Consider the following 26,255-nt stretch of genomic DNA (forward strand, 5'->3'; position numbering starts at 1 on the left):
AAAAGTCGTGGCATTTATAAGCCACGACTTTTTAATTTGCTTATGAACTGGTACTAGTAAATAAAGCTATATCAATGATAGTGTGAATATATCCGTATTCCCTTTACTTTTTAGCTTCTTTAAAAACAAAATGCTCTTTAAATTTTCTAGATTCAACTTTTTGACCATTCCGCATCGAACGGAAAGGGTGTTCTTGCCATGTAATAATAACATCAACCTCATCCGCTTTTGTAGCAACAGGTAAATTAGCGTGTTCAAATCCAGTTTTTCCACTTGCTAAACGACTTTCCTTTAGGGAAAAGAGTTCATATTTCGTTTTCTTATTTGGTTCGTTGCGGAATACTTCGACGTTTACGTTATATACCTCACTATTCCCGACATTCTTTACTGAAAAATGATATGTTTGAAATTCATCTTTTTTAGCTTGAAGCATATTCTTGTTTGTTTTTTTCGGTTTATCAATATTCACTTGCCATTGATCAGAGTTTTGAGAGATTGGTAAAGATTTTGGTGAATAGGCGTATGTTTCGTTTACTACAATTAGGCAAAACAATAGGAGAAAGAAACTAATTGCTTTTTGCATATACACACCTCGCTATAAAATTTTTTATTAATATGCGTAAATGAATTGGGTTTTATGTAAAAATTGGAAAAACATTAGAGGTGTAATTTCGAATTTGATACATAAGAATATGTATTACAAAATTAACTTTCACACTTTAGAAGAAGTTAGGAGTAAGAAAGTCAGAATGTTTCAAAAAAGGCTTGCATTTTATAAAATGAAGAGTTAGAATACTCTGTAAATATAAAAAGTGATGATCAGGAAAAGTACATGGTGCAAAGGTCTACAGAGAGCAGCCGGTTGCTGGGAAGGTTGCGATACCGCATGATGGAAAGACACCTGTGAGTGTTGCTTTGAACGTGATTATTAGTAAAAGCAAACGGTACCTACCGTTATCAGGGCTAAGATGGTCAGTATGACAATTTGGGTGGTACCGCGGAAAAAAATCCGTCCCTATTTATAGGGGCGGATTTTTGTATTCTTTGAAAGGGGGTGAGTGACCGTGGATGATGACGATGACAACAATAACGTAAATAAATATAAAATTACTGGAGGGAAAAATAATGGATTCAATAATGAAGCGTTCACTCACAAAAGAATGTACAAAGCAAAGTGGAAAGGTTGTATTACTTCAAGGATGGGTAAAAAAAATTCGGCACCTTGGAAATGTTAGTTTTTTATTATTACGGGACAGAACAGGAGTAATTCAATGTGTATTAGAAAATGAATTGGCCGGATATAAAGTTGATGTAGAAAGTGTTGTCCATGTAATCGGTGAGATAGTCGAGACGTCGAAAACGGAATTGGGTATTGAAGTACTTGCTCATGAAGTGAAAGTAATAAACGGTGCAGAGCCACTTCCATTTGAAATAAATAAAAAGAAGTTACAAGTTGGCTTAGATCAACTACTTAATGAGCGGGTAATATCATTAAGGCATGAGCGAACTGCAGCGATTTTTAAAGTGAAATCTACACTCGTTCAGAGCTTTAGTGAATTTCTAATAGAGAACGATTTCACACGTATATTTACTCCGAAAATTGTTTCACAAGGGGCAGAAGGAGGAGCAAATGTTTTTAAGCTTCCATACTTCCAAAAAGAAGCTTATTTAGCACAATCACCACAGTTCTACAAGCAAATGATGGTGGCTGGGGGACTAGAACGTGTTTTTGAAATTGCACCTGTATATAGAGCGGAACATCATAATTCTTCCCGTCATTTGAATGAATATATATCGTTAGACGTAGAGCTTGGTTTTATTCATGATTTTTATGAAGTGATGCAACTAGAAACGGATGTTTTACGATATATGTTTCAACAAGTAGCGAAAAAATGTGAAATAGAACTACAACTATTACAAATAGAAGTACCTGTTATTACTGAAATACCTAAAATTACATTGTTAGAAGCACAAGAAATTTTGAAAAGTAAGTATCGTAAAGAATCTCCTGTAGGGGATTTAGATACAGAAGGTGAAAAGTTACTAGGGAAATATGTAAAGGAAACATATAATAGTGAATTTGTTTTCATTACACATTATCCGAAAGAAGCGAGACCGATGTATACGATGCAAAATAAAGAGAATCCAGCTATTACTGATTCATTCGACTTATTATATAAAGGGTTAGAAATAACGTCAGGGGCACAGCGAATTCATAATTATGAAATGTTACTCGCTTCGTTTAAAGAAAAAGGATTACACCCAGAGAAATTTCAATCTTATTTAAATACATTCCGATACGGTTGTCCCCCGCATGGAGGTTTCGGAATTGGGTTAGAAAGGATTGTATATAAACTATTAGAATTAACAAATGTACGAGAGGCGAGTGCTTTTCCGAGAGATTGTACTCGTCTTATACCATAATATACAAAACCCTTCTATGAATATAGAAGGGTTTTGTATATTTAAACATAAGTTAAAGAGAAGAAAAATGTCTTTTTGTGTGAAAATATGTAAATTATATCGAGAACATTTTATAATAAATTGAGAAAAAGAAAATTCATAAGTTATAATGAAATGTGAATATAAAAAAAGTTCATATAATAATGTATGGAAGGGTATGAAACATGTTATATCAAACTCAAGCAACACAACAAACACCAGCTTATATAATCTATCTTCTTGATGTAAGCGCATCAATGAATCAAATGATGGATGTAGAGGGAGAAGAAAAAAGGAGAATTGACATTGTAACGGATGCTCTTTCTTTAGCAATTCGCCAAATGGTATTTCGTTCGACAAAAGGTAGTCGATTGCTTCCAAGATATAAGTTATCTATTTTAGCTTATAGCGATCAAGTTTTTGATCTTTTGGGTGGGGTGAAAACAATAGATGAAGTAGCAAGACTACGTCCACTAGAAAAAATTCAAACGCATCGTTTAACTGATACAGCAAAGGCTTTCTCTGTAGTGGAGAAGTTATTGCAAAAGGAATTACCGAATTTACAAGATGGGCCAGCTCCTGTTGTTTGTCATATGACAGATGGTGCTTCAACTGGCGAAGATCCAGAATTAATTGTGCGAAGAATTATGAATATGTCTGTACCTGATGGAAATGTACTAATTGAAAATATCTTTATTTCGGATGAAATTATGCAAGAACAAATTACTAGTATAAAGAAGTGGGAAGGGATTATGCCACATACAGAAATTACGGATGAATATGGTGCAAAGTTGCAACGACTTTCCTCTCCTATCCCTCAAAGTTATCGTGAGATGATGACTGAGTATGGTTTTCATATTGGGGATGGTGCAGTGATGATGTTTCCAGGTACAAATGCAGATTTAGTATCACTTGGATTTCAAATGTCTGCTGCAACGCCGGTTCGATAGGAGGGAGAAAAATAGTGAAGTATATCCTGTCGCAAGAAAAAGAAACAGTATTACAAGAGAAGAAAGGTGAAAATTTTACATATCGATATAGTTACGTAAGAGCTAAAGAAACGCAAGACTTAAATGAGAGTGGACAAGATTTTCTTATATTTCAAGATAATGGGACTAGTGTTACCTTTGCATTATGTGATGGTGTAGGAATGTCTTTTCATGGTGAAATCGCTGCGAAATTTCTTGGTATGAAGTTAGTAAACTTGTTTGATACATGTCAAGAAAGTGGACTGGATATTGCTACATTATTAAATGAACAGTTAAATAATTGGATAGAAGAAGCTTCAGAGGAAGTGAGTGCATTTCGCTTGCCAGAAGAAACACCGTGGTTACTACTTGATGTTTTGGAAGAAAAGCGAACAAAAGGTAGTGAAACGATGTTTATTGGCGGGAAAATAGAACTCATTCCAAATCAAGATAAAGTACAAATAACGATAGTTACACATGGTGATTCATTTGTACAATTGTTTCAAGATAAGGAGAATTGTTCGAATATAATGAAGTTTAATAGAAATATAGAGAAAAGATGGTCTACACAGCGAGGCATTATTGGTGGGGAATTGGCGGTTTTTTCAAAGGCATTATCTAGGCAAGAAGCTAATCGGATAGTTATTCACTCAGACGGACTTGTGCCGCTTATGCAGTATAATTTTGAGGAAGTGTTAAAAGAAATTGAGAGGGCACAGAACTCTCCGACAAGCGATGATATTTCATTTTTAGATGTTTCTTGGTAACAAACATGATGGAGAAAAAGGTGAATAAATGTGGAAGAGATTATTGTGACATACATAAAACAGTCAAATGAAGAAATTGATATTGCAATTCCAAATGACGTAAAAGTGGTGCAAATTATTGAAGCGATTTTACATCATGAAAAAATAGATGAAGCATTAAGCGAGATCTATGAAATTAGAGTGGCAAAAGATAAAGAAGAGTGGCATTCTATTCGAAATGATGAAACGTTACGCGATAATGATGTGTGGGACGGACAATATGTAATGCTACATAAAAAAGGAGCAATTATCCCTTCTTTTGAAATGATGCCAGCAGAAGAAGTTTATAATGAACCTGTTAAACAAGATATGTCTTCTAGTGAAGAAGATTATGTATGGAAAATCATTGAGTAATAGTTTTTGGATGGGGAAGGAGAAATGTTTTGTGCAAAAATCACCGTATTTTCAACGCTCTCCGCGTGTGAAAGTAGATATACCAACAGGGAATGTTATTATTCATGATCCACCGAATATACCGGAGGAGCCGAAATTTTCAATTGAAACGATGATATTGCCAGCGGCGATGACAATTTTGACGCTAGTATTATACTTTGTGATGATGAAGGTTATGAAAATGAATTCAAGCTATATGCCTCTTATGATGGTTTCTAGTATTCCTATGTTAGGGTCATATATATTTACATCGATGGGGCATTTACGTAGAAAGAAAGAACATCGTCAAATGGTTGAACAATTACAAACAAGATACTTAGAGCAAATTCAAAAGCGTCGAGTGGAATTAGATACGTTAAAGGTTGAACAAGCAAAGTATTTAATTACACAAAATCCAAGTCCATTAAAAAGTGTGCAAAGAATTGAAAATCAAGAAAGTAACTTATGGGAGCGAACACCCGAAAGCCCAGATTTTTTAGATATTCGTATTGGAACGGGGGAAAGGCCATTCCTTGTAGAGTTGAAAGTGCCTGAGCAGAAAGGCTACGAAGAAAATCCATTAGTTACAGAAGCACAAAATGTCAAAAGGGATTTTACTACAATTCCTAATGGACATATTTCAATATCTTTGAAAAAAAATGATGTAATTGGTGTAGTTGGAAATAAAGAGGATAGGTTGAACTTTATTCGAATTGTAACGACGCAAATTATGACACATCATGCGCCAAATGAAGTGAAAATAGCAGCCTTTTATCATGAGAAGGAGAAAAAACAATGGGATTGGATGAGATGGCTTCCTCATGTATGGGATGAGCAGAGGAGTATGCGTTTTCTATCTGAAAATCAACAAGACGCTCAGAAATTAGCTGAAGCGTTGTTCACACCACTTAATATGCGTAGAATTTATAATTCCTCTGCACAGGCGGATGCGAAAATACCTTTAATCCCAATTTATGTATTTTTCTTATCTGCGAGAGAGTTTTTAGAGGATGATCCTCTAATTCCAATGTTACTTAGAGAAGGAGAAAGTGTCGGAGCATCTACGTTTATATTTGCAGAACAGAGAGAACGATTGCCGATGGAATGTGATCTTGTTATTAGCTTAAACGGAGAAAATGGTGAGTTAGTAGAAACATTTTCAAGCTCAGCTGAAAATAGCGGGACAACGCGTGCTAGTTTTAAAGTAGACCGACTTTCATTCGAACGATGTGAATCAGGTGCGCGAAGTATTGCTCCTATTCGAATGAAAAGTTCTACAGCGGCTAACATACCGAAAGTATTAACTTTTTTAGATTTGTTTCAAGTGAAAAAAATGGAAGAGTTACAAGTGCTAGAGAGATGGGATAAAAATCGATATCCGACTTCATTGCCGGTTCCAATCGGTGTAAGAGAAGGAAGTAAACCTGTGTTTCTAAATATTCACGATAAAATTGAGAAGAAAGGACATGGTCCGCATGGTTTAATGGCTGGTACAACAGGTTCAGGGAAAAGTGAAGTGATTCAGTCTATTATAGCCGCATTAGCGGCTACCTATCACCCTCATGAGATGGCATTTATGCTTATCGATTATAAGGGTGGCGGAATGTCAAACACATTTGCAGGATTACCACATATTATCGCATCTATTACAAACTTAGAAGATCCGAACTTAATTGAGCGTGCAAGAATATCATTAAAGGCGGAATTAGAGAGAAGACAAAAATTGTTTATTCAGGCTGGGAATGTTCAACATTTAGATGAATATTATGAAACAAGCTGGCGTGAAAAAGAACCTTTGCCACATTTATTTATTGTCATTGATGAGTTTGCTCAAATGAAAAAGGAACAACCAGAATTTATGGACGAGCTAATTAGTGTCGCTGCAATAGGAAGGACATTAGGAGTTCACTTATTATTAGCAACCCAAAAACCTTCGGGGGTTGTAAATGACAAGATTTGGAGTAACTCGCGTTTTCGAATTTGTTTACGTGTCCAAGATGATGCGGATAGTCGTGAAATGTTAAAGATTCCAGATGCATCAAAAATCAATGTACCAGGACGAGGGTATCTCCAAGTTGGTAGCAATGAAGTATTGGAATTATTCCAATCAGCATGGAGCGGAGCACCTTATAATCCAGATGAAGAGAAAGTTCTTGATATTGTTGATTTTACAGAAGTTAAGCTCTCGGGTGAAAGAATAAAAGTGAAAAAGCGTCCAAAACCAATGACAAATAGTCCAAAGCAATTACAAGCTTTTATTCAATATGTACAGAACGTATCCGAAAAAGAAAATATTACAGCGTTGCCAGGACCTTGGTTAGCACCTTTACCAGAGAAACTATTATTAAATCAATTCTATGAAATAGAGAATTGGAATGCGGATGTATGGAAGCAAAGAGAAGATAAATTGCAGTTAACGGTAGGACTAATCGACGATGTGGCAAATCAAGCGCAGTATCCTTTGAAATTAGATGTTCAAGAGGGGCATTTAAATATTTACGGTATGCCAGGTACAGGAAAAACGACTCTATTACAAACAATTATTATGTCTCTGGCATTGTCTCATACACCAGAGGAAGTAAACTTCTATGTAGTTGATTTTGGTCGCATGTTTTTAGACTTTAGAGATTTACCACATGTGGGTGGAATTGTACAAGAAGACGAAGTTGAAAAAATGAAACGGTTGTTTAGCTTTTTGAAGAAGGAAGTCACATATCGAAAAGAATGTTTTTCTGATAGGGGAGCAAAATCTTTCGCGATGTATAACCGAATGGTAGAAACAAAGATTCCAGCTATTGTCGTAATGATAGATGGTTATATTAGGTTCCGTAGTGAGTATGAGAAGGAAAATGAAATTTTAGAGCAATTATTACGTGAATCAAGTACGTACGGTATTTCTTTTCATTTATCACTCAACCAAACAACTGATATGTTTGACCGTGTTCGTAACAATATTCCGATGGCAATTTCGTTTGAATTACAAGATAGAACAGAATATTATAGTTTAGTTGGAAGACCAAACTTCCCATTAATTGATGTACCATCTGGACGTGGTTTAGCGAAAGGGCAGCCCCCAGAACTATTCCAAGCAGCATTGCCTTTCATTGGAGAAAATGAATTGGAATATTCTAAGCAATTAAAAACAATTATTCAAAAAATGAATGGAGCATGGACTGGAGAGAAAGCAAAATCAATTCCAATGGTTCCGAAACAGTTGTTTATTGAAGACATGCTAGAGCAATCAGAATCGTCACAAATTTGTGTAGGTATCGAAACAGAAGATATTCGCTTGCAAAACTTTTCATTGGAGGAAATGACAAATATTTTCATTGGAGGAAGAATTGAAGGTGGTAAGACATCTTTATTACAAACACTAATTTTTTCTCTTACCTATCAACATGCACCTGAAGAAATTGAATTATTCATGATTGATTTAAGTGAAAAAACAACGGGTATTTTGGCTCTTGGAGAATTACCACATGTTAAAAAGCGAATTACAGATGGAATGCAATTAAAAGAAATGTTAGATGAGCTGCTAGAAGTAATAAATAACAGAGAAGTGGTCATGCCGTCTTTAAATCCAAATGAAAAAATGAAATTTCCATATTCAAGGATTATTATTGTTATTGATGATATTGATCAAATGCTGGCGTTATTATCTACTGATTTTGATGCGAAAAATAAAATAGAGCAAATTGTTCAAAATGGAAGAAATAAAGGGATCCATTTTGTTGCAGCTGCTACAACTTCAAGTGTAACTAATTATTCACATGAAAAATGGTTTGCGGAAATCAGAAAACGAAGCTGTAGTTATTTATTAGGCACTACGCAAAATAATGATGTGTATTTCTTTAATATAAAGCTCAAGCATACGGAAATGGATCAAGAATTCCAGAGTGGGGAAGGATATTTTGTACGCAGGAAACCTATGAAAGTAAAATGTGCTTTTACACCACTACATTTACTACATGATTTAACAAAAAAGATTGCTAGAAAATGGTTAGAATCGACAGAAAAAATATAAAACTGGGGTAATTTGCAAAAAAATACTATTTTTTTGTAAACTAACCCTTTAAAAATAGTGTGAATATAGTTTATAATCTAATTGTTATGATATTAATAGATTGAAAGGGGAAAAGCAGAATGGCAGAAATTAAAATTACACCTGAACAACTTGATCAAATCGCTGGACGCTTTACAAACGCAGCAGCTGAAGCTCAACAACAAATCAATAACCTAGGAAATGAAATTCAGAGTTTAGAGGGACAATGGTCTGGGGCAACACAAGATAAGTTCAGAGCGAACTTTGAAAGTGCTAGACAAGAAATGCAAAAATACATTCCGATTCTAGAACATATTTCTACTGATTTGAAAAACATTGCTACTAACTTCCGTAACGCGGATAGCTCATATTAATAGCAGAACAATTGCAAAAGACCAGGAGCTATTGTTCCTGGTCTTTTCTTTAAAAATCGTCATATGAGAGCAAGGGGATAAAATGGGATTCAGGCCAGAAGTAGGAGAAAAAATTATTTTAAATAAAGATGCGTATCATTTTTCAAAGCATCCAGCAGTTATGGGAATTGATATGCCATATGGGCAAGAAGGTAGACAAGGAACGGTATATCAGCTACAACATGAAAATAGTGTAGAACGAATAGCATTAAAAGTTTTTAAGGAACGCTATCGTGATGAAAAACATCAATTAGTATTTTTGAAACCACTTTCTTCCTTAGCGGGTCTTAAAGTATGTTCACGCTACATTGTTACAAAAGAAGAACATACATCTGTAATTGAAAAGTCAGAAGATCTTGCGAATAGTATTGTGATGCCTTGGATTGAAGGGCCAACTTGGGCTGATATTTTACAAGAGCAACGAATGCTATCAAAGCAACAATGTTTTTTTATTGCAGAGGCATTTCTAACAACACTTAAGATAATGGAAGAAAATGAGATTGCTCATAATGACTTGTCATCTAGTAACGTACTAATACCTTTTCTAAGTGAAAATCCTATTGAAGGTCAACACCGTATTGAGCTTGTTGATGTTGAGCAAATGTATGGCCCAAAAACGAAAAGACCTTCATTATTGCCAGCAGGTTCAGCGGGTTACGCACCAAAGTATTTGACAAGTGGAGTATGGCAAAAAGAAGCCGATCGATTTGCTGGTGCTATATTATTAGGAGAAATATTAAGTTGGTGTAGTGAAGAAGTTCGAAATAAAAAATGGACTGATGCAAGTTACTTTAAAACGGAAGAAATGCAGACAGAATGTGAAAGATATGCATTACTTCAGCAAGTATTACATAATCAATGGAATGGGGAAATTGCACAGTTATTTAAGCAGGCATGGAATAGTAAAACTTTTGCAGAATGTCCAAGCTTTGCACAATGGCACGATGCATTTAATAGTGCAAGAGAGATAATAAAAATTGATACAGAAAAGCAGTCAGAACAAGAACAGTCTCTTTTTGTATCGAAATGTTTGGAAATTGCAAGATTATTAGAAGAGAGAGGATTTAAGCAAGCGGCATTATATGAATATAAAACAATTTTCAATTCACTTAATCCATCAACTGCTCTAAAACAAGAACTCGCATATATCATTCAAACAATAGAGAGTCAAGAGCCTGGAATAAACTCAAAAAAGGTGCTACAAAGTTATTTGGAACTAGCTACTGAATTGGAGAGAGAAAACAATGCAGAATTTGCTTGTTTCGTCTATTCACGAATCGTACAATTTCCAAACATTGATCATGCGTTAAAAAAGGAAATTGAAAGCATTATTGAGGAGATAAAAGAAGAACAAGAAACATCATTTACGGAAGCAGCAGCTACAATTACAGTTCCAAATAGCATTCTACAGAGCCGAAAACAAACAAAAAAACAAGTTGAATATGATATAGATGATGAAATTTTAAATGCAAAAGCATCGAATCAACCTCTTACATTAACGCATGAACAAAAAGAACCGTCTGCCTTTTCAAAATGGTGGAGCAAAAATAAAAAACGTATTTTGATCATTGGTTCAATTACAATTGTCGTTATAGGTGGTGCTACGGCGTATTACTTCTATACAACGAATGCTAAATATCAACACTTTATGGAACAAGCAAGGCAAGCCTATCATGATAAAAAATATAAACTTGCAGAAGAGGCTGTTGGTCATGCAATTGCAGTGAAAGGAAAAGACGAAGCGCATCTTCAATTAGCAACAATTTACGTTGCTGAAGGAAAGAATAAAATTGCAATCGACTATATTACCAAATTAATAAAGGATAGAGAAATTGATAAAGAAAATAATGAAGCTGCCTATTTATTAGCTTCAGCAAATTTCCGCATTGGAAAATATCAAGAAGCAGTTCCGAATTTCGAACAAGCATTAGCGAATAATGCAAAAGGAATTGAACCGTATAAAAAAGATGCAATGAGAGATTTAGCTGTAAGTCATATGAAGATGAAAGAATTTGAAAAGGCGGAAGACGTTATCGTCAAAATGAGCACGAAAACAAATGAAGATAAGGCGATTGTTTCGTATTTAAAAGGACAACTAGCTACGGCAACTGTGCAGTTAGACAAAGCTGAATCGTTCTTTAAAGAAGCTATTACACAAGATTCAAAGAACGCTATATATACAATTGAACTTTCAAACTTATATGTGCTTTGGAATAAAACAAATTTAATTGATAGTGCGAAAAAAGAGGCGAATTATCAACAAGCATCTCAAGTATTACAAGCTGCAATCCAAAAGGATATGAAAAATATAGAGTTACTAAATCAACTAGGAATTGTATATTATGAAGCTGGTCAATTTTACGAATCGCGAGATGGTGGAAAAAGTAATGCTGCGTATCAACAAGCATTAGAAGCTTATAATCGAGTTGTCAACAGTGGGACCCGAGATACAAATACACTTGTGAATATAGGGATTTTATACGATAAAGTGGGACAAGGAAATGAAGCCGAGAAATTTTTCGCAGAAGCATATTCGCAAAATGATGAAGATCCACATGTGAATTTTGCATTTGGGATGTTCAAAATTAAACAAAAAAAATATGAAGAAGCGAACCGCTTCTTAAGAAAAACAGTACAAGCAAATGAAAATGAAGCTGAAGTAAGAGCAGCACAAGAAAAACTAACAGAAATGAAAACAAACGGCTGGATTCAATAAAGATGGGAAAAGGGGAAAATGCATGGAAGAGAACAATAATAATTTAGGGAAAAAAGTTGCTATATCAGTAATGTCAGCAGCTTTACTTGGAACATCAGGATATCTTGTGTATGACAAAGGATTTAGCACAGCAGGAAGAGAAACCGTAAAACTAGCAAGTAATACAGAAGAGAAAAAAGATGATCGTATTACAGGAAGCAATTTACAATCTATGTTCCCAAATTTAGTTGCTGATCCTGCAAAAAAAGATGACAAACCTGGCGAAAAACCAAACGTTAATTTAGCAGACCTAATCGGAAATAATAAATCACCAATTACACCAGTGACGTATAAGCCAGATGATGTGTCGGTAGAAAAGAAAGATCCACAAATCAAATTATCAGATGCACCAGCGCCACAAAAGCCGGAACTGCCAACTAATATGGGTGGGCCGGTGGTAGATAATCCAAAGCTACCAGCAGATTCAAATACACCAGTGGATCCCAAGTTACCTGTAGATCCAAGTATGCCAGTGAATCCCAAGTCACCTGTAGATCCGAACACACCAGTGGATCCCAAGTCACCTGTAGATCCGAACACACCAGTGGATCCCAAGTCACCTGTAGATCCGAACACACCAGTGGATCCCAAGCCACCTGTAGATCCGAACACACCAGTGGATCCCAAGCCACCTGTAGATCCGAACACACCAGTGGATCCCAAGCCACCTGTAGATCCGAACACACCAGTGGATCCAAAACCACCGGTAGACCCAAAACCACCAGTGGATCCAATACGTCCAACAATTACAGTATCACCAAAAACGGGTGATATTCTTGTAGAATGGTATACAGCAAATGGGGAGAAATCTAGTGCGGTGTTTTTTGGGGAGTTTTATAAGGCGCAAAAACATTTGAACCTAATTGATAGTATGACAAATACAGGGAATCGGAATGATTTACAACTTATTTCTCAAGTTAGTTCTTCACCAACAGAAGCAAATAAAGCAGCATTATTGTTAGCAGCACAGGATTCTGCTCAATTTGAAAAAGTAGCTAGTTCAAAATATGAGCAACTATTTTATATTCGAAATCAATTAACTTTATATCAAGATCCAGCGTTTAATGACCAAGAATTTGAACGCTTTAAAGAAAATAAGAAATATGTTATAGAAAAGTTGTCTAAAGACATTTTTAATGCGGCGCTTAGAGAAGAAGAACGAGATGTAAATGCAGCTTTAAGTAAATATTATTTATTAACTTCTGTATTACAAGGCGTTGATGAAGACTTACAAAAACAAGCTTACGATCGAGTGCAAGATATTTTTAATCAAATGCTTGAAAAAGAATTGAAACAAATGGTACAAGGGAAAGTTGATGTTCCAACTGTACCAGTTTTAAATCAAGGAAAAGAACAAAAGAAAAATGTAGAAGAAAAAGCAATGACTGAAAAGGAAGTACAACAATCAAAAGGTGAAGAAAAACAAGAGAATAAAGAAAATTCGAAGCCAGAAGAATCGAAAACAAATAAAGAAGATGTAAAACAAGAAGAAGCACAAACGAATAAAGAAAATGCAAAACAAGAAGAAGCACAAAATAATAAAGAAGATAAAAAGAATGAGGAACAAAAAGATAATAAAGATGGTACAAAGCAAGATGAAGTAAAAACACCTGGACAATGGGCGATTGAACAGGTAACAGCGTATATGAACGAAGCGAAGTGGAAAGAAGCAATTGTACTAGCAGATCAATACATTGATCAGACAAAAGGTGAAGAACAAAACACATTGCGGGATCAATTGAAAAATGCAATTGAGAACTTATTAACAAAATCAAAAGCAGAAGAGACATCTGCAGAAGTAGCATTACAAAATTATCACTTTATCTTAAATGTTAAAAATGTAGTTGTTGAGCAGAGAGAAAAGGCAAAATCGTTATCTTTACCTGTAATGTTAGAAGTAAAGGCAGATCAGGCATTAGTAGAGAAAGATTATTATAACGCTGTATTATATATGGCGAATTCTATTCGTAATGGAAATAAACATGCTCGTGCATTTGAAAAATTACAAAATAATACAAACTTCCTTTGGAATCAAACTATGGAGCAATGGAATAATTTAAAGAGTAATTCTGGATGGCAAAGTGAAGTTAAAAAATCTGTTCAACCATCCCTTGAATTAATTGTATATTTAAAAGATATTTCATCAGCTATAGTGGATGATGCAAGATTCAATGAGAAAATAAAGGAAGCAACGAAGAAATTAGAAGGTATTCAATTGTTGAATTTAGCAAGTTATGAAAATAGTAAGAGTGATGAAGCTAGTCAATTGAATGCATTATATTATTATGGACAAGCTTATGAACGTGGTATAGCTGACGCAGGAGATATGAGTAACATTTTTAATAAGTTATTAAATAAAGCACGTGGATTTGAAGTATCTGATCCAGCAAGGGCTATGAATTTATACCGATTAATGTATACAACGCCTGGTGCGCAAGGACTTGGCTTCCAAGACGTAATTAGAAATTCTATTGATTACTTAAATGATTTCAATGTAGCAAGTCAATCGTTTGCGAAATATGGTAATAGCTCAAATGTGAAAGATATTGCAACAGCATTAGCTTATGCAAATACAGCTATTGAAAATGGATATGCAAATGAACAAAGTAAAGCGAAAATAAGACAAATTGCAGAGGAAATGGTTAAAGTGGGGAAAAATGCATTAAAGGGAAATGATTTAAATACTGCATATCAGTATTTTGAATTTGTAAGTCGTGCAGATTATAAACATGTTCCGCAGGATGTTCGTAGCCAAGCAAATGATGGACTACAAGCGATAAAAAATACTACTAAAAAATAAAGGAATAAATTTCGCCATCTTACCCTAGGTAAGGTGGCGAAATTATTCCAAATAGGAGTGAAAGTTAATGAGTTTACTAGAAATTAGTCCGTTAGATGAGGCGTTAGTGGAAGCGTTACAAAACGAAGAGAAAAGAGGCTATTTTTATGAGATATTACAGAAATCAAATTTATTCGTTGTTGCTTCTGTCGAAGGGGATACAAGTGTAGATGAAGAAGGAAATTTGATTTCTACTAATAATACACAATTGCAAATTCATTATTTTGAAATGGAAGAAGGATTAATGTTACCACTGTATTCGGATTTAAAGCATCTAGAAATGGTTATTCCAGAAGAATGTCCATATGTTTCTATGAATGCAGTTGAATTATTAAAAACAATAGATTTAGAGGCAAATGTCATATTGAACCCAGGAACAAAATTTCAAAAATTATTTGTAAAGGAAGAAATTGAAGCGATTTGTGATAACAGTATTTTTGATGTTTTCTCTAAAGAGAATAAGTAAAAATTAATGCAGTTCTATTTCTTTTTGGTATAAAGTAGAGGAAGGTGGGAGAAGGTTTGGAGATTAAAGTCAAACCTGAACAACTCGAACAAATTGCCAAAAACATATCAGAGATGCAAACACACAGCCAGAATATACAACAAAATCTCAATCAATCTATGTTTAGTATTCAAATGCAATGGCAAGGAGCAACGAGTCAGCATTTTTATGGGGAATATATGAGATCAATGAGACTCATGGAATCTTACATACGTAACTTACAAGTTACAGAAAAAGAATTACGGCGCATTGCTCAAAAGTTTCGTCAAGCAGATGAGGAATATCAAAAGAAACAAACCGAAAAATTGAAAGAAACTCCTAAAAAAGAGGAGAAACATGAAAAATCATGGTGGCAAAAGGGATTAGAAGGAGCAGCTGAATTCATCGGAGTAAATGATGCAATTCGTGCAGTTACCGGTAAAGACCCTATTACAGGAAAAGAATTATCAACAAAAGAAAGACTCATCGCCGCAGGTTGGACACTCCTAAACTTTGTTCCTGTTGGAAAAGTGGCAAGTCTTGTTGGAAAAGGAATAAAGTATGTCGCTTCTAGCTTTGGGAAGACGATTGTAAAAGCCGGAAAAAGACTAGGCGAAGGCGTAACAATGGTAGCCGGAAAAGCTGGAAAAGCAGCTGTTGATGGCATAAAAACAGCCAGCCACAAAGTAACAGAAGGTGTAAACTTTGTAGCCTCGACAGCAAAAGGATTTGCCGACAAAATCGGAAGTCTATGGAACAAAGGTGCTACAACTGTAAAAACAACCTTCTTGCAGGGGAATGAAAAGATCCAGCACGCAGTAAAAACATTACTGGAGTACAAATGGATCCCAGGTTTGGGAAAAGCCTATGTCATGCCTGGAGTAGGAATGGTCCGAGAGATGGGACAGCATTCTCTGAAAGATGCTTATCAGTATATGAAAAGTGTTGGAGAGAAGGGTGTTAAGGGTACGGGTAATAGAGAGGTTGAAGTTCCACCTGCTTTTAGACAAACTGATTTTGCTAGTTCGTATGAATCAAGGATTAATCAAACACCTGCACAGATTAATCCAAAGATTGAATTTGAAGGAATTAGGGGAGAATCTTTAAGTACGCTTAAGCCGCCACCAGACCCTAAATTGAAAAGCATATTAGATGAGGCTGGTATAAAGGGTATTCAATATAAAAATGGAGTTCCTGATTTTTCACCAGTATCAAAAGCACAGGTAGAAATCAATCATATGGTAGGCGGCACTGGTGGAAATGGATCCGCAGCAAGACGTCTTAATTTCACTCAAGCAGATGAAAAATTGGCTGAGCAATTGAATAATTCTCCTGAATTAGCACGTAAGTTTGGGATGGAATCTGGTGAAATTACATGGAAGCAAATAGAGAAATATCGACGTGCACACAAGTTAACTTGGCATGAATTGAATGATGTAAAGACAGTGCAACTTGTACCGACAGAGATAAACAGTAAATTTGGACATCTTGGTGGAGTAGGTGATATCAATGCAGGAGCGTTTATGCCAGGTGGATTTGCTAGTAAACAATAAAGGAGAGATATATAATGAAAATAAATGATGCAGTTTTTGGCGAACTTGAGTTTAATAATTATGATTGGATTGGATATAAAAACATTGAGTTTTTTGGGAACGAAGTTAAGGTGGCATTAATAGTCAGGGGAGAAGATGATGGTCAGTTTGAGGAAGAACAATATATGGCATATAATTTTTTAATAGAAAGATGGCAACAATTACAACAAAGTATTTTGGAGCCTATATTAGATTATTATAAACAAAAAAGATATGAACTTGGTTACGATGTTGAATTTAACGAAAATTATCCTTTAATAGAAACAGCTACTCAAATTCTTGAAAAAATAACCTTAGTTGGAATTTTTGTTCCAGATAATGACCTTATCGACTTTCTTGATATCGGACTTACGTTTGACTGTACATGGGATATGGAAAATGGATTAGGCCTTTGTTTTGTGAAAGGTGAAGTAACTGAGGTAGGTTATCAGGACGTTGTACTTTAAACTTCGAAGTTTATTTTTATAGAGACAATAAAATTGTTTTTTTTATTCATTCGGAATATATGGGCTGATAGAATTAAGGGATAGTTGAAGTGTACAAAAAAGAAAAGGTCATTTTGAAGTACGCACTTCATGATGGTTGTACCATCATGGAGTACTGTGTGCAATGATAGAATAGAAAACGAAGTACGAGCTTAGGCGATATGACATTTTACTAGGCGATGAATATAATCACATGGAATATATATTAAACTAAAGAACTCGTACAAGCTCGTAAGTTTTAGCGTAGTAGTTGTCACGACATATAAAAGGTGTCATACTGTTACTACAAAATGTACAAATTTATACTACTTAAAAATAGATGAACTTAAAGCACTTGATTGTCGACTAAAGGCAACGAGTGCTTTTTGCGTTTTAGCGTAGAAATTTAAAAGAGCACTATAATTTTATAAGTACATTAAGTGTTAAATTTTTATTGTTGTTTTATAGATTGTAGTGGCTGTGAACAGTGTACGACGATAGTAGAGGGAAAAATAAAGGGTTGTATTATTTTTTGAAGTCATCGTAAAGTACGTTTTAACGGATGAACGTTATGCACATGTTATCCGCAAAAAACGGGTAAACGTTACATGGATTGTAATTGCTGTAACGGGAAGGGACTCAATATGGAAGAGAAAGTAGTTGGTTACATACGAGTTTCAACGGAAGGACAAGTACGTGATGGGTATAGTTTAGCGTATCAAGTAGAAGAGATTGAACGTTACTGTAACGAAAATAATTTAGAACTACTTCGTGTGTATGAAGATAGAGGATTAAGCGGAGCGACTGTTGATGAAGAGGGATTAACAGTTGAACGGGATGGACTACAAGAGCTATTGTCGGATATTGCATATCATCAAGTAAGCAAAGTTATTGTACTAAATACATCTCGGTTATGGCGCTCTGATATGGCAAAAGTGTTAATACAACGAGAACTAAAGAAACATGTGGTTGATGTGAAAGCAATTGAACAACCAAACTACAGTATATATGCACATGACCCAAATGACTTTTTAGTAAATGGTATGTTAGAGCTATTAGACCAATATCAACGACTTGAAATTGCATTAAAACTAAGTCGAGGCAGAAAGAAGAAAGCAGAACAAGGTGGATATGCGGGGGGCGGTGTGATGTTTGGTTATAGAGTAAAGAAAGGACAAAAAGTGTTAGAAGTAGATGCGGAGAAAGCGGTAGTTGTACGTAGACTATTTGAATTAAGACACTTTTTTAAACATTGGTCGCTAACTAAATTGGCAGAACGACTAAATAGGGAAGGGTATCGTACAAAGAAAGGAAAGCTGTTTACGAAAGTACAAGTGAAACGCATGTTAGATAGAGAGAATTTTTATCGTGGCATGTATAAATACGGGAAAATACAAACAAAAGGACAACATGCATAAATTATATAACAGTCGTACTTAAAAAAATCGCTCATTTTACTATAAGTACTTATGAAATTATGAAAATGGATAGGCTTGCGTACCTATGCGCATCGGAAGATGAACGCTCGAACTAAGGTTGCCGACATTTTTATATATGACTAAATAATTGAATAGAGGGATGAGTTATGCATAATAGACAGAACTATTTGTATGTAGGAGTAGATTTACATAAGGAGCATCATACGGCTGTTATAATTAATTGTTGGCAAGAGAAATTAGGAGAAATACAATTTGATAATAAACCATCTGCATTTTCGAAGTTTTTATTAGAAGTAGAGACATATGTGTGTGATGGGATAACTGTTGTATTTGGTTTAGAGGATGTTGGTGGTTACGGAAGAGCGTTAGCGAAATATTTAGTAGATCATGAACGAATAGTGAAAGAAGTAAATCCGGCTTTATCATTTTTAGAACGAAAAAGCCAAGTGATGATACAAAAAAATGATAGTTGGGATGCGGAATGTGTAGCACGCATACTGGTAAACAAATTTAATCAATTGCCAGATGCAAAGCCAAACGATTTATTTTGGTCGATACAACAACTGGTTTCAAGACGGAATGCATTAGTAAAAGCACAAAGTGCATTAAAGAACCAATTACATATTCAATTAAACCACCATTATCCAAGTTATAAAAAGTTTTTTTCAGAATTAGATGGAAAAACAGCATTAGCGTTTTGGCAGCAATATCCGTCACCCTCTTGTTTAGAGGGGGCAAATATAAAGCAATTAACAGCATTTTTATTAGATGTTAGCAACAATACATGTTCAGTAAAGAAAGCAAGCGAAATATTAAAACTTGTAAAAGAAGATGGACATACAATGAAGGAATATCAAGAAACACGAGACTTTTTAGTAAGAAGTATTGTACGGGATATTGAGTTTAAAAAGACAGAAATGAAATACATCGAGAGAGAATTAAAACAGCTAGTAAAACTACTAGATTATCAATTAGAAACGATGCCGGGAATAGAATTTGTGACGGCATCAGCATTAATTGCAGAAATTGGAGATGTAAGACGATTTCCAAATGCCAACAAATTAGCACGATTTGCGGGGATTGCGCCTGTTTACTTTGGTTCTGGTGGGAAAGGTAAGACACACAAAAGCAAACAAGGAAACAGGGCGCTACACGCTGTATTTTATAATTTAGCAGTACAGCAAGTGCAAGTAGCAAAAGGCAGTAAGATGCCACGAAATCCAGTGTTTCATACGTACTATCAAAAGAAGCTTAAAGAAGGAAAAACAAAAGGACAAGCATTGGTATGTATTATGAGAAGGCTTGTAAACATTGTATATGGCATGATGAAATATAAAACGGCATATGAATTGCCGATAGTAGAAGAAAAAGAAGTAGTTTAATAAGGTTTACATGGTTTGCTTTTTTATTGTGAGGGTTTAAGATTACAACATAGGGTACGGGTGAAGGTAGTAAGATAGAGAATATATCTAAATTAACTACAGAAGATATCCCGACTGCAAAAAGTGGCAAATTTAATGATTTCTTTAATTCTCTTTCTAGTGCAGAATTGGATGGATTATGGAAAGATAAAAAGATTAGAAAGAAAATTGAACGTCAGCTTAGAGAACCTGGTGGTTTACATGAATGGCATTTAGTATCGAGGGCTCCACAATTCAAGTTTTGGGATATAAGTGCTGAAAAAATTAAAGATTTAAGAACAGCAATATCTGATGTTAAATTTGTAAATCCTAAAGGCGTTCATGGGGGATTAGGTTCTACAAAAGCACATAATGAATTATTGGCAATTATTGATACATCAAATGACTATAACACATTTATTAGAAGACTTAATAATTGGGCTTACTATAGATTAGAGGGTGGAATTTCATCATTGCCAGAAGGATTAAGATTAAAATAGGGGTGTGTTATTTATGGAAAAGCAAGGAATGGTTTCAATATGGTTAGGTAATATTAAAACACAAAACCAGTTAGAGAAATACGTCAATTTAACATACGATGAAGACGGAGAGTCTGTACCTTCTAAATTTTTTGTAGATTTCAATATTGATATGGATGAAACAGATGAGGATTTTATTGAAAAAGCGGTATTAGAAGAAAAGAGTGATAATATCTCTGCTTTATTAGAGGGGTGTTCATATGAGGAAATTATACTACCTAAAATTAGAGGATATGTTAACGTAAATAAGTTATATAACGCTGTTATTTTAATTTACAATTTTGAGTACGAGAACCTAGTTAACTCTTTTGAGGATTTTGATTATATTACTTCTACTAGTTACTTACAATAGTAATTTTTTGATTGAAATTTGAATAAACTGCTGAATAGTGAAGAGCGTTAATCTTATATTAATTTGAAACCTTGATGGGCTATATGCCTCTCAAGGTTTTTATAATTTTATGTTAAAATCAAAAGCTTATAGTAAAAAGAAAAGTGCATGGGATTGGTTACAATGACTTTATAAGTATTGCAACTACACTTACTACTTGATATATACTTTACATAAGAAAATAAAAAAGCTCGTGGTGTTAAAGTTTAAATATACATTAGCACATATACGAATGGAAAATAAAGTACATGTGAAGTGGATAGAAAAAATAATAGGGTGTTTGAGAATACGTACTCCATGATGGTTGTACCATCATGGAGTACTGTGTGCAATGATAGAATAGAAAAGGAAGTATGAGCTTAGGCGAGATGACATTTTACTGGGCAATGAATATAAACACACGGTATGTATACTAAACTAACAAAATCGTACAAACTCGTAAGTTTTTACATAGTAGTTGTCACGGCATATAAAAGGTGCCATACTGTTTACTGCAAAACTTACAAATACATGTTACTTAAAAACATTTGAACTTAAAGCACTTGATTGTCAACTAAAGGAAACAAGTGCTTTTTTGCGTTTTAGGATAGAAATAGGTAGACACATTATAATTTTATAAGTGCACGAAGTATTAAATTTTTATAGATTGTAGTGGCGTTGTACAGTGTATAACGAGAGTGGAAGAAAAAATAAAGGGTTGTATTATTTTTTGAAGTCATCGTAAAGTACGTTTTAACGGAAGGACAAGTACGTGATGGACTACAAGCGCTATTGTCCGATATGGCGAAAGTATTAATACAACGAGAACTAAAGAAATATGAAGTAGATGTGAAGGCGATTGAACAATCTATAGTATTTACACATGATCCAAATGACTTTTTGGTGAATGGCATGTTAGAGCTATTAGACCAATATTAACGTCTTGAGAAATCTTTTTCGACAAAAAAATAATATATCCCTTGACAGTTACAAATATAACCGATATACTTCATATTAATTTCAAAAGAAAATATATTCTAAATATTTAAATGTGTTGAATAGGAGTAGTAAGGTCATGTATTTGTACAGAGAGCTATGGGTTGGTGCGACATAGTCAAATGACATCCTGAACTCGCCTAGGAGCAGTAAGGTGGAACGGAATCACATTCTTAGTAAATCTTAACGGTTAACCTTCGATATTAGGTTTGTAATCAAACGATTACTACTAAGGTGGATTCATAATGGAATCAATAAGGGTGGTACCGCGTTAAGTAAATGGCTTAGCGTCTCTTTAAATAGAGATGCTAGGCCATTTTTTTATTATATGGAAGAAGAAATGGAGGGTTTATTTGGATAGGTCTATAAAATTTATTTATTTATATAAAAAGATTTAATTAGGAGGAAAATGAGATGAAACAGACGGAGCAATGGACTTCGAAATTAGGTTTTATAATGGCAGCAGCCGGATCAGCAATTGGACTTGGTGCGATATGGAAGTTTCCTTATATCGCTGGGAAGAGTGGGGGAGGAGCGTTCTTTTTAATCTTTATATTATTTACTGTTTTAATTGGACTACCGCTACTTATAGCTGAATTTATGATTGGACGCAGTACGCAGAAACAAGCAGTTGGAGCATTTAAAAGCATCGCACCAAATACAGGATGGCACTGGATCGGACGCCTTGGCGTTGGAACGTGTTTTATACTACTTTCGTTTTATAGTGTTGTAGGTGGATGGGTATTAATTTATTTATTCAGAGGAATAACTGGACAACTGATTACTCCAGGACAAAATTACGGTGCGTTATTTACTGAAACAATTGGGAATCCCACTTGGGCTATTATGGGACATTTCGCTTTTATGTTCATTACGATATGGGTTGTATCAAAGGGTGTACAAAACGGAATTGAAAAAGCAAGTAAATATATGTTGCCAGCATTGTTCGTTTTATTTGTCGCTCTTATTATTCGTTCGTTAACACTTGATGATGCAATGAAAGGTGTGAAGTTTTTCTTACAACCAGATTTCTCAAAGATTACTTCGGAAAGTATTTTGTTCGCAATGGGGCAATCATTCTTTGCAATTAGTATCGGGATTTCAATTATGGTTACGTATAGTTCCTATTTAAATAAAAAAGAAAGTTTACCAAAATCAGCAATAACAATTGTTGGATTGAATTTATTTGTTTCTTTATTTGCGGGTCTTGCCATTTTTCCGGCCGTATTTTCATTAGGAATGGAGCCGACAGAAGGACCTGGATTACTATTTATCGTATTACCATCTGTATTTAGTCAAATCCCATTCGGTGGATTTTTCTTAACAGTATTCCTTGCACTATTTACATTTGCGACATTAACATCGGCATTTTCTCTACTAGAAACTGTTGTTTCAGCATTAGCAAATGGTGAACAAGAAAGAAGAACGAAACTATCATGGATCATTGGTTTCTGTATTTTCTTAGTAGGTATACCATCTGCGTTATCATTTGGAGTATGGAGTGATATTACGATTTTTGGAAAGAATATTTTTGATGCGGTAGACTTTTTATCTAGTAATATATTAATGCCACTTGGAGCACTATTTATTAGTATTTTCGTTTCATTCAAAATGGAGAAGAAGGTACTAGAAGCAGAGTTTTTTGTAGGTGGTAATTATGGAAAGAAAGTATTTACTTGTTGGGCATTTTTACTTCGATTTGTAGCACCACTTGCAATAATTATCGTCTTCTTAAATGTAATAGGGATTATTTAACATTAAATGTTATAATATTCAGTAAAAAAGGGGAGGTGATGATCATAAAGGCAAATTTGATAGAAGCAGGGAGATACATGAATATTAGAGGGAAAAAGCTATACGTTGAAACGCATGGAAATCCTAAAGATAAACCAGTCTTATATTTGCATGGTGGACCAGGAGAGAGTTGTTATGATTTTTCATTTCATCAAGCGGAACGTTTAAAAGATTCTCTATATGTAATTATGATAGATCAAAGAGGTGTTTGTCGTTCAGAAAAAATTACTGAGGACGAAGCTTTTGGATTAAATGATTTGATTGAAGACTGTGAGGAATTAAAAAAAGTATTACAAATTGAGAAGTGGTCTATAATTGGACATTCTTTCGGTGGATATGTAGCATTGCTTTATGCGTCGATATATCCAAGTTCAATAGAGAAAATAATATTTGAAGGACCAACTTTTGATTTTGCATTAACAAGTAGAGCTTTGTTGCAAAAGACAGGGCATTTATTAAAAAAATATGGAAAAGAAGAAGTAGTAGAAGAGTCTCTTGCTTATTCATCTAGCAATGCTAGTTCAAAAGAGTTGTTAGAAGCTTATATAAGACTAAGCAATGAATTAGAAGAAAAAAGAATGGAGATTTACAATAATAAGGAAGATAGGACAGATGAGAGTTTATACAGTGATGAAGAGTGGGAAATATTTTCAAATCGTTCTCAAATTCATTTTAATAGATTAAAATTAGAGGGTGCATGTCATAAATCATTATTATATAAAATAAAAGAAGTACAGAATCCAATGTTATTAATTGTAGGAAAACATGATGTAGTAACGTGTGAAAAACAAATTGAAACATTTAATAAAGATGCTCAAAACGGTAAGTGTATCGTATTTGAAGAGAGTGGTCATTCACCTCACTATGAGGAAGCAGATAGATTCGCAGAAACAATTATTCATTTTTTGAAATGAAGAAAAGGGTGCTTCTATAAATGAGGGGCACCCTTTTTATATTTCTGGATAAGCGATTGTTATGTTAGGCCATTTAATTTGCCAATTCTTTTTTATAACTCTATTTTTGTACATATGTATACGTTCTTTTGTTTCAAGAAAATGAGCTGTTGGTTTCACTTGTAGTGAAAGTACATCTTCGATTCCGCATGGAGATGCTAATATAATATTGTTTTGGTCATCTAATGTAACTCCTAATGCCGTTGCTGTTTCAGGAAATTTAGAAATAGCATCAACAGAAGAAGAATATGGCGGCATGTTATTCATTACATGCATACGAGCTTGATTTTTTATTGACCAAGGGATAGTGGCATCCATATTCATTAGTTTCGTTTCTAATAACTTTTCATATGTTTCGTCTTTATGTAGACAATCGTAATAAATAACATCTACATCAGGCGTATCTGTTCTTATTTCGTAGTCGTGTAAAGTATCCCAAATTTTAGAACGAACAAAGCCGGCACAAACCCACCAATCAGGTAGCTCTAGTGATTTTGCCATTTGTAATACAGTCATCATCCATTCGTCGTTTTCTATTAAGCGAATGATATCTTGTTCTGTTTGTATAGTCATTTGTTATCTCACCTGCTTTTTTTAGAGTGTGGATTTAATTCATAAGCTTTATAATCCATGTGATCCAGTAAGCACCTGGTATGAATAACAGTTGAGCTAGTAATGTACCAAAAAGTCTAGAAATCATTAGCCAAGCATACATTTTACTCATTGCTTCAGCACCTTCTTCTGATTGAAGAGCTCGCTCTGTTAAAAGAGCAATACGTGGATCTAGTAGCACTGTTAATAAAATAGTAGCAAAACCATTAATAAGACCAGAAGCTGTAGTGGCTTTTGTTGCGAAAGCTGGAATTAAAAAAGAAGCATATAGTGCGGAAAGAACCCCCGCTGTATAAATTGCAGTAGCGAACATGTTAATAAGCATTATACGCTTTGGAATACCGCCGATACGCAATCTATGAATCATTTCTAACTTTGGAAAGCGGACATATTTTTTTGTGTACTTTAATTTTTGAATGTTATTCATTTTCATCATTCGAATGAAAGAACCGTCTGTTTCAAAGTTTTGAATGACATATCCAAATAGTTTTGTCAAAGTTGGATACAGTATAATCGCAAGCAATGTACCGATAGAAGCAGATAATAGTACAAGACGTATAATATGCTCTAAATCAATAGAAGGATCTAGTTTTGCTTCGTCAACAATCCCGCCAAGTAAAAAGGCTTGTAGTAAGTTTGATGTTCTTGAAATGAGTAATACGATTCCTACGACGGATAATGCGACAGCAATCTTCTTTAAACGAACCCCGGCTAATCGAATACTATAAGAGCTTGTTTCAACTGCGTGGATCACAATTGTGAAAGCCATTATAAAAATTAACGTAATTGACATTTGTTTCACCAGTTTCTATTAAAATAATTGTAACTTTTTTACTGTATCATATCTATCGTATTTTGTAACTGAAAGTATGTGACATATGGAAATTGATTTTTCGAAAAAATAGATAATGATAGTATAATAGGGAGAAGTGGAAGAGATGTTAGCAGTTATTTATACAGCAAATTAAGTGGAGG

20 protein-coding genes, 1 pseudogene and 2 other annotated features are annotated in these 26,255 nt (G+C 34.5%); of the genes and pseudogenes, 18 read left to right on the forward strand and 3 right to left on the reverse strand.

Annotated elements, in window-relative coordinates; all coding sequences use genetic code 11:
* Positions 1-103: 103 nt before the first annotated feature.
* Positions 104-583 carry a hypothetical protein gene (locus H6481_RS09015; RefSeq protein ID WP_001167912.1) on the reverse strand — a complete coding sequence of 160 codons (480 nt, stop codon included), beginning with the start codon at positions 581-583 and terminating at the stop codon, positions 104-106.
* Between the two features lie 223 nt (positions 584-806).
* Positions 807-1,020, forward strand: a binding site (T-box leader).
* Between the two features lie 105 nt (positions 1,021-1,125).
* On the opposite strand from H6481_RS09015, the gene aspS reads away from it, so the two are divergent.
* From aspS to H6481_RS09105, 18 genes and pseudogenes are all read left to right on the forward strand, one after another.
* Positions 1,126-2,424: an aspartate--tRNA(Asn) ligase gene (gene aspS, locus H6481_RS09020; RefSeq protein WP_097961541.1), complete on the forward strand. Its 1,299-nt coding sequence runs from the start codon at positions 1,126-1,128 to the stop codon at positions 2,422-2,424.
* 203 nt (positions 2,425-2,627) lie between these two features.
* The gene (locus H6481_RS09025; protein ID WP_000966848.1) at positions 2,628-3,392 is read left to right on the forward strand and encodes a vWA domain-containing protein; all 765 of its coding nucleotides are present in this window, start codon (positions 2,628-2,630) and stop codon (positions 3,390-3,392) included.
* An 11-nt stretch (positions 3,393-3,403) separates the two neighbouring features.
* Positions 3,404-4,177, forward strand: a complete 774-nt coding sequence (locus H6481_RS09030) for a hypothetical protein (RefSeq protein WP_024927870.1) — start codon at positions 3,404-3,406, stop codon at positions 4,175-4,177.
* A 30-nt stretch (positions 4,178-4,207) separates the two neighbouring features.
* Positions 4,208-4,570 (forward strand): EsaB/YukD family protein, encoded by a 363-nt coding sequence (locus tag H6481_RS09035; RefSeq protein ID WP_000391139.1) that lies wholly within the window; start codon positions 4,208-4,210, stop codon positions 4,568-4,570.
* A gap of 31 nt (positions 4,571-4,601) precedes the next feature.
* Positions 4,602-8,612 carry a type VII secretion protein EssC gene (essC, locus tag H6481_RS09040; protein ID WP_001172772.1) on the forward strand — a complete coding sequence of 1,337 codons (4,011 nt, stop codon included), beginning with the start codon at positions 4,602-4,604 and terminating at the stop codon, positions 8,610-8,612.
* 119 nt (positions 8,613-8,731) lie between these two features.
* Positions 8,732-9,004 carry a WXG100 family type VII secretion target gene (locus tag H6481_RS09045; RefSeq protein ID WP_000807833.1) on the forward strand — a complete coding sequence of 91 codons (273 nt, stop codon included), beginning with the start codon at positions 8,732-8,734 and terminating at the stop codon, positions 9,002-9,004.
* Positions 9,005-9,086: 82 nt separating this feature from the next.
* Complete coding sequence (locus H6481_RS09050) at positions 9,087-11,759, forward strand: tetratricopeptide repeat protein (protein WP_000506911.1); 2,673 nt, start codon at positions 9,087-9,089, stop codon at positions 11,757-11,759.
* A gap of 22 nt (positions 11,760-11,781) precedes the next feature.
* Positions 11,782-14,598 (forward strand): hypothetical protein, encoded by a 2,817-nt coding sequence (locus H6481_RS09055; RefSeq protein ID WP_182811495.1) that lies wholly within the window; start codon positions 11,782-11,784, stop codon positions 14,596-14,598.
* A gap of 67 nt (positions 14,599-14,665) precedes the next feature.
* The gene (locus tag H6481_RS09060) at positions 14,666-15,103 is read left to right on the forward strand and encodes an SseB family protein (protein ID WP_053564628.1); all 438 of its coding nucleotides are present in this window, start codon (positions 14,666-14,668) and stop codon (positions 15,101-15,103) included.
* Positions 15,104-15,159: 56 nt separating this feature from the next.
* A complete protein-coding gene (locus tag H6481_RS09065; protein WP_120460415.1) occupies positions 15,160-16,674 on the forward strand; it encodes a WXG100 family type VII secretion target in 1,515 nt (504 codons plus the stop codon).
* 14 nt (positions 16,675-16,688) lie between these two features.
* Positions 16,689-17,159 (forward strand): DUF2004 domain-containing protein, encoded by a 471-nt coding sequence (locus tag H6481_RS09070; protein ID WP_071759431.1) that lies wholly within the window; start codon positions 16,689-16,691, stop codon positions 17,157-17,159.
* 662 nt (positions 17,160-17,821) lie between these two features.
* Positions 17,822-18,595, forward strand: a complete 774-nt coding sequence (locus H6481_RS09075) for a recombinase family protein (RefSeq protein WP_182811499.1) — start codon at positions 17,822-17,824, stop codon at positions 18,593-18,595.
* A gap of 167 nt (positions 18,596-18,762) precedes the next feature.
* Complete coding sequence (locus tag H6481_RS09080) at positions 18,763-19,998, forward strand: IS110 family transposase (RefSeq protein WP_182811503.1); 1,236 nt, start codon at positions 18,763-18,765, stop codon at positions 19,996-19,998.
* 167 nt (positions 19,999-20,165) lie between these two features.
* Positions 20,166-20,516 carry a hypothetical protein gene (locus H6481_RS09085; RefSeq protein ID WP_232357449.1) on the forward strand — a complete coding sequence of 117 codons (351 nt, stop codon included), beginning with the start codon at positions 20,166-20,168 and terminating at the stop codon, positions 20,514-20,516.
* Positions 20,517-20,529: 13 nt separating this feature from the next.
* The gene (locus H6481_RS09090) at positions 20,530-20,907 is read left to right on the forward strand and encodes an immunity 22 family protein (protein WP_000414798.1); all 378 of its coding nucleotides are present in this window, start codon (positions 20,530-20,532) and stop codon (positions 20,905-20,907) included.
* An 813-nt stretch (positions 20,908-21,720) separates the two neighbouring features.
* Positions 21,721-21,861 (forward strand): annotated as a pseudogene (locus H6481_RS09095) (DNA recombinase); the annotation flags it as partial.
* Positions 21,862-21,970: 109 nt separating this feature from the next.
* Positions 21,971-22,219, forward strand: a binding site (T-box leader).
* A 116-nt stretch (positions 22,220-22,335) separates the two neighbouring features.
* The gene (locus tag H6481_RS09100; RefSeq protein WP_023521821.1) at positions 22,336-23,676 is read left to right on the forward strand and encodes a sodium-dependent transporter; all 1,341 of its coding nucleotides are present in this window, start codon (positions 22,336-22,338) and stop codon (positions 23,674-23,676) included.
* Positions 23,677-23,714: 38 nt separating this feature from the next.
* Positions 23,715-24,629: an alpha/beta hydrolase gene (locus H6481_RS09105; RefSeq protein WP_182811506.1), complete on the forward strand. Its 915-nt coding sequence runs from the start codon at positions 23,715-23,717 to the stop codon at positions 24,627-24,629.
* A gap of 36 nt (positions 24,630-24,665) precedes the next feature.
* Here H6481_RS09105 and H6481_RS09110 read toward each other — a convergent pair whose 3' ends face one another.
* Both H6481_RS09110 and H6481_RS09115 read right to left on the reverse strand, forming a co-directional pair.
* Positions 24,666-25,241 (reverse strand): nucleotidyltransferase family protein, encoded by a 576-nt coding sequence (locus tag H6481_RS09110; RefSeq protein WP_065483400.1) that lies wholly within the window; start codon positions 25,239-25,241, stop codon positions 24,666-24,668.
* A gap of 34 nt (positions 25,242-25,275) precedes the next feature.
* Positions 25,276-26,073 carry a lipid II flippase Amj family protein gene (locus H6481_RS09115; protein WP_182811509.1) on the reverse strand — a complete coding sequence of 266 codons (798 nt, stop codon included), beginning with the start codon at positions 26,071-26,073 and terminating at the stop codon, positions 25,276-25,278.
* Positions 26,074-26,255 lie beyond the last annotated feature (182 nt).

The sequence above is a fragment of the Bacillus sp. ME78 genome, assembly GCF_903970865.1.
GTDB classification, from domain to species: domain Bacteria; phylum Bacillota; class Bacilli; order Bacillales; family Bacillaceae_G; genus Bacillus_A; species Bacillus_A cereus.

Excerpts from the sequence above, each read along its gene's own strand:
- H6481_RS09060 (WP_053564628.1), top strand. The coding sequence starts at position 14,666 with ATGAGTTTACTAGAAATTAGTCCGTTAGATGAGGCGTTAGTGGAAGCG.
- aspS (WP_097961541.1), top strand. The coding sequence starts at position 1,126 with ATGGATTCAATAATGAAGCGTTCACTCACAAAAGAATGTACAAAGCAA.
- H6481_RS09080 (WP_182811503.1), top strand. The coding sequence starts at position 18,763 with ATGCATAATAGACAGAACTATTTGTATGTAGGAGTAGATTTACATAAG.
- H6481_RS09070 (WP_071759431.1), top strand. The coding sequence starts at position 16,689 with ATGAAAATAAATGATGCAGTTTTTGGCGAACTTGAGTTTAATAATTAT.
- H6481_RS09110 (WP_065483400.1), bottom strand. The coding sequence starts at position 25,241 with ATGACTATACAAACAGAACAAGATATCATTCGCTTAATAGAAAACGAC.
- H6481_RS09115 (WP_182811509.1), bottom strand. The coding sequence starts at position 26,073 with ATGTCAATTACGTTAATTTTTATAATGGCTTTCACAATTGTGATCCAC.
- H6481_RS09100 (WP_023521821.1), top strand. The coding sequence starts at position 22,336 with ATGAAACAGACGGAGCAATGGACTTCGAAATTAGGTTTTATAATGGCA.
- H6481_RS09075 (WP_182811499.1), top strand. The coding sequence starts at position 17,822 with ATGGAAGAGAAAGTAGTTGGTTACATACGAGTTTCAACGGAAGGACAA.
- H6481_RS09015 (WP_001167912.1), bottom strand. The coding sequence starts at position 583 with ATGCAAAAAGCAATTAGTTTCTTTCTCCTATTGTTTTGCCTAATTGTA.
- H6481_RS09045 (WP_000807833.1), top strand. The coding sequence starts at position 8,732 with ATGGCAGAAATTAAAATTACACCTGAACAACTTGATCAAATCGCTGGA.
- H6481_RS09105 (WP_182811506.1), top strand. The coding sequence starts at position 23,715 with ATGATCATAAAGGCAAATTTGATAGAAGCAGGGAGATACATGAATATT.
- H6481_RS09050 (WP_000506911.1), top strand. The coding sequence starts at position 9,087 with ATGGGATTCAGGCCAGAAGTAGGAGAAAAAATTATTTTAAATAAAGAT.
- H6481_RS09055 (WP_182811495.1), top strand. The coding sequence starts at position 11,782 with ATGGAAGAGAACAATAATAATTTAGGGAAAAAAGTTGCTATATCAGTA.
- H6481_RS09025 (WP_000966848.1), top strand. The coding sequence starts at position 2,628 with ATGTTATATCAAACTCAAGCAACACAACAAACACCAGCTTATATAATC.
- H6481_RS09090 (WP_000414798.1), top strand. The coding sequence starts at position 20,530 with ATGGAAAAGCAAGGAATGGTTTCAATATGGTTAGGTAATATTAAAACA.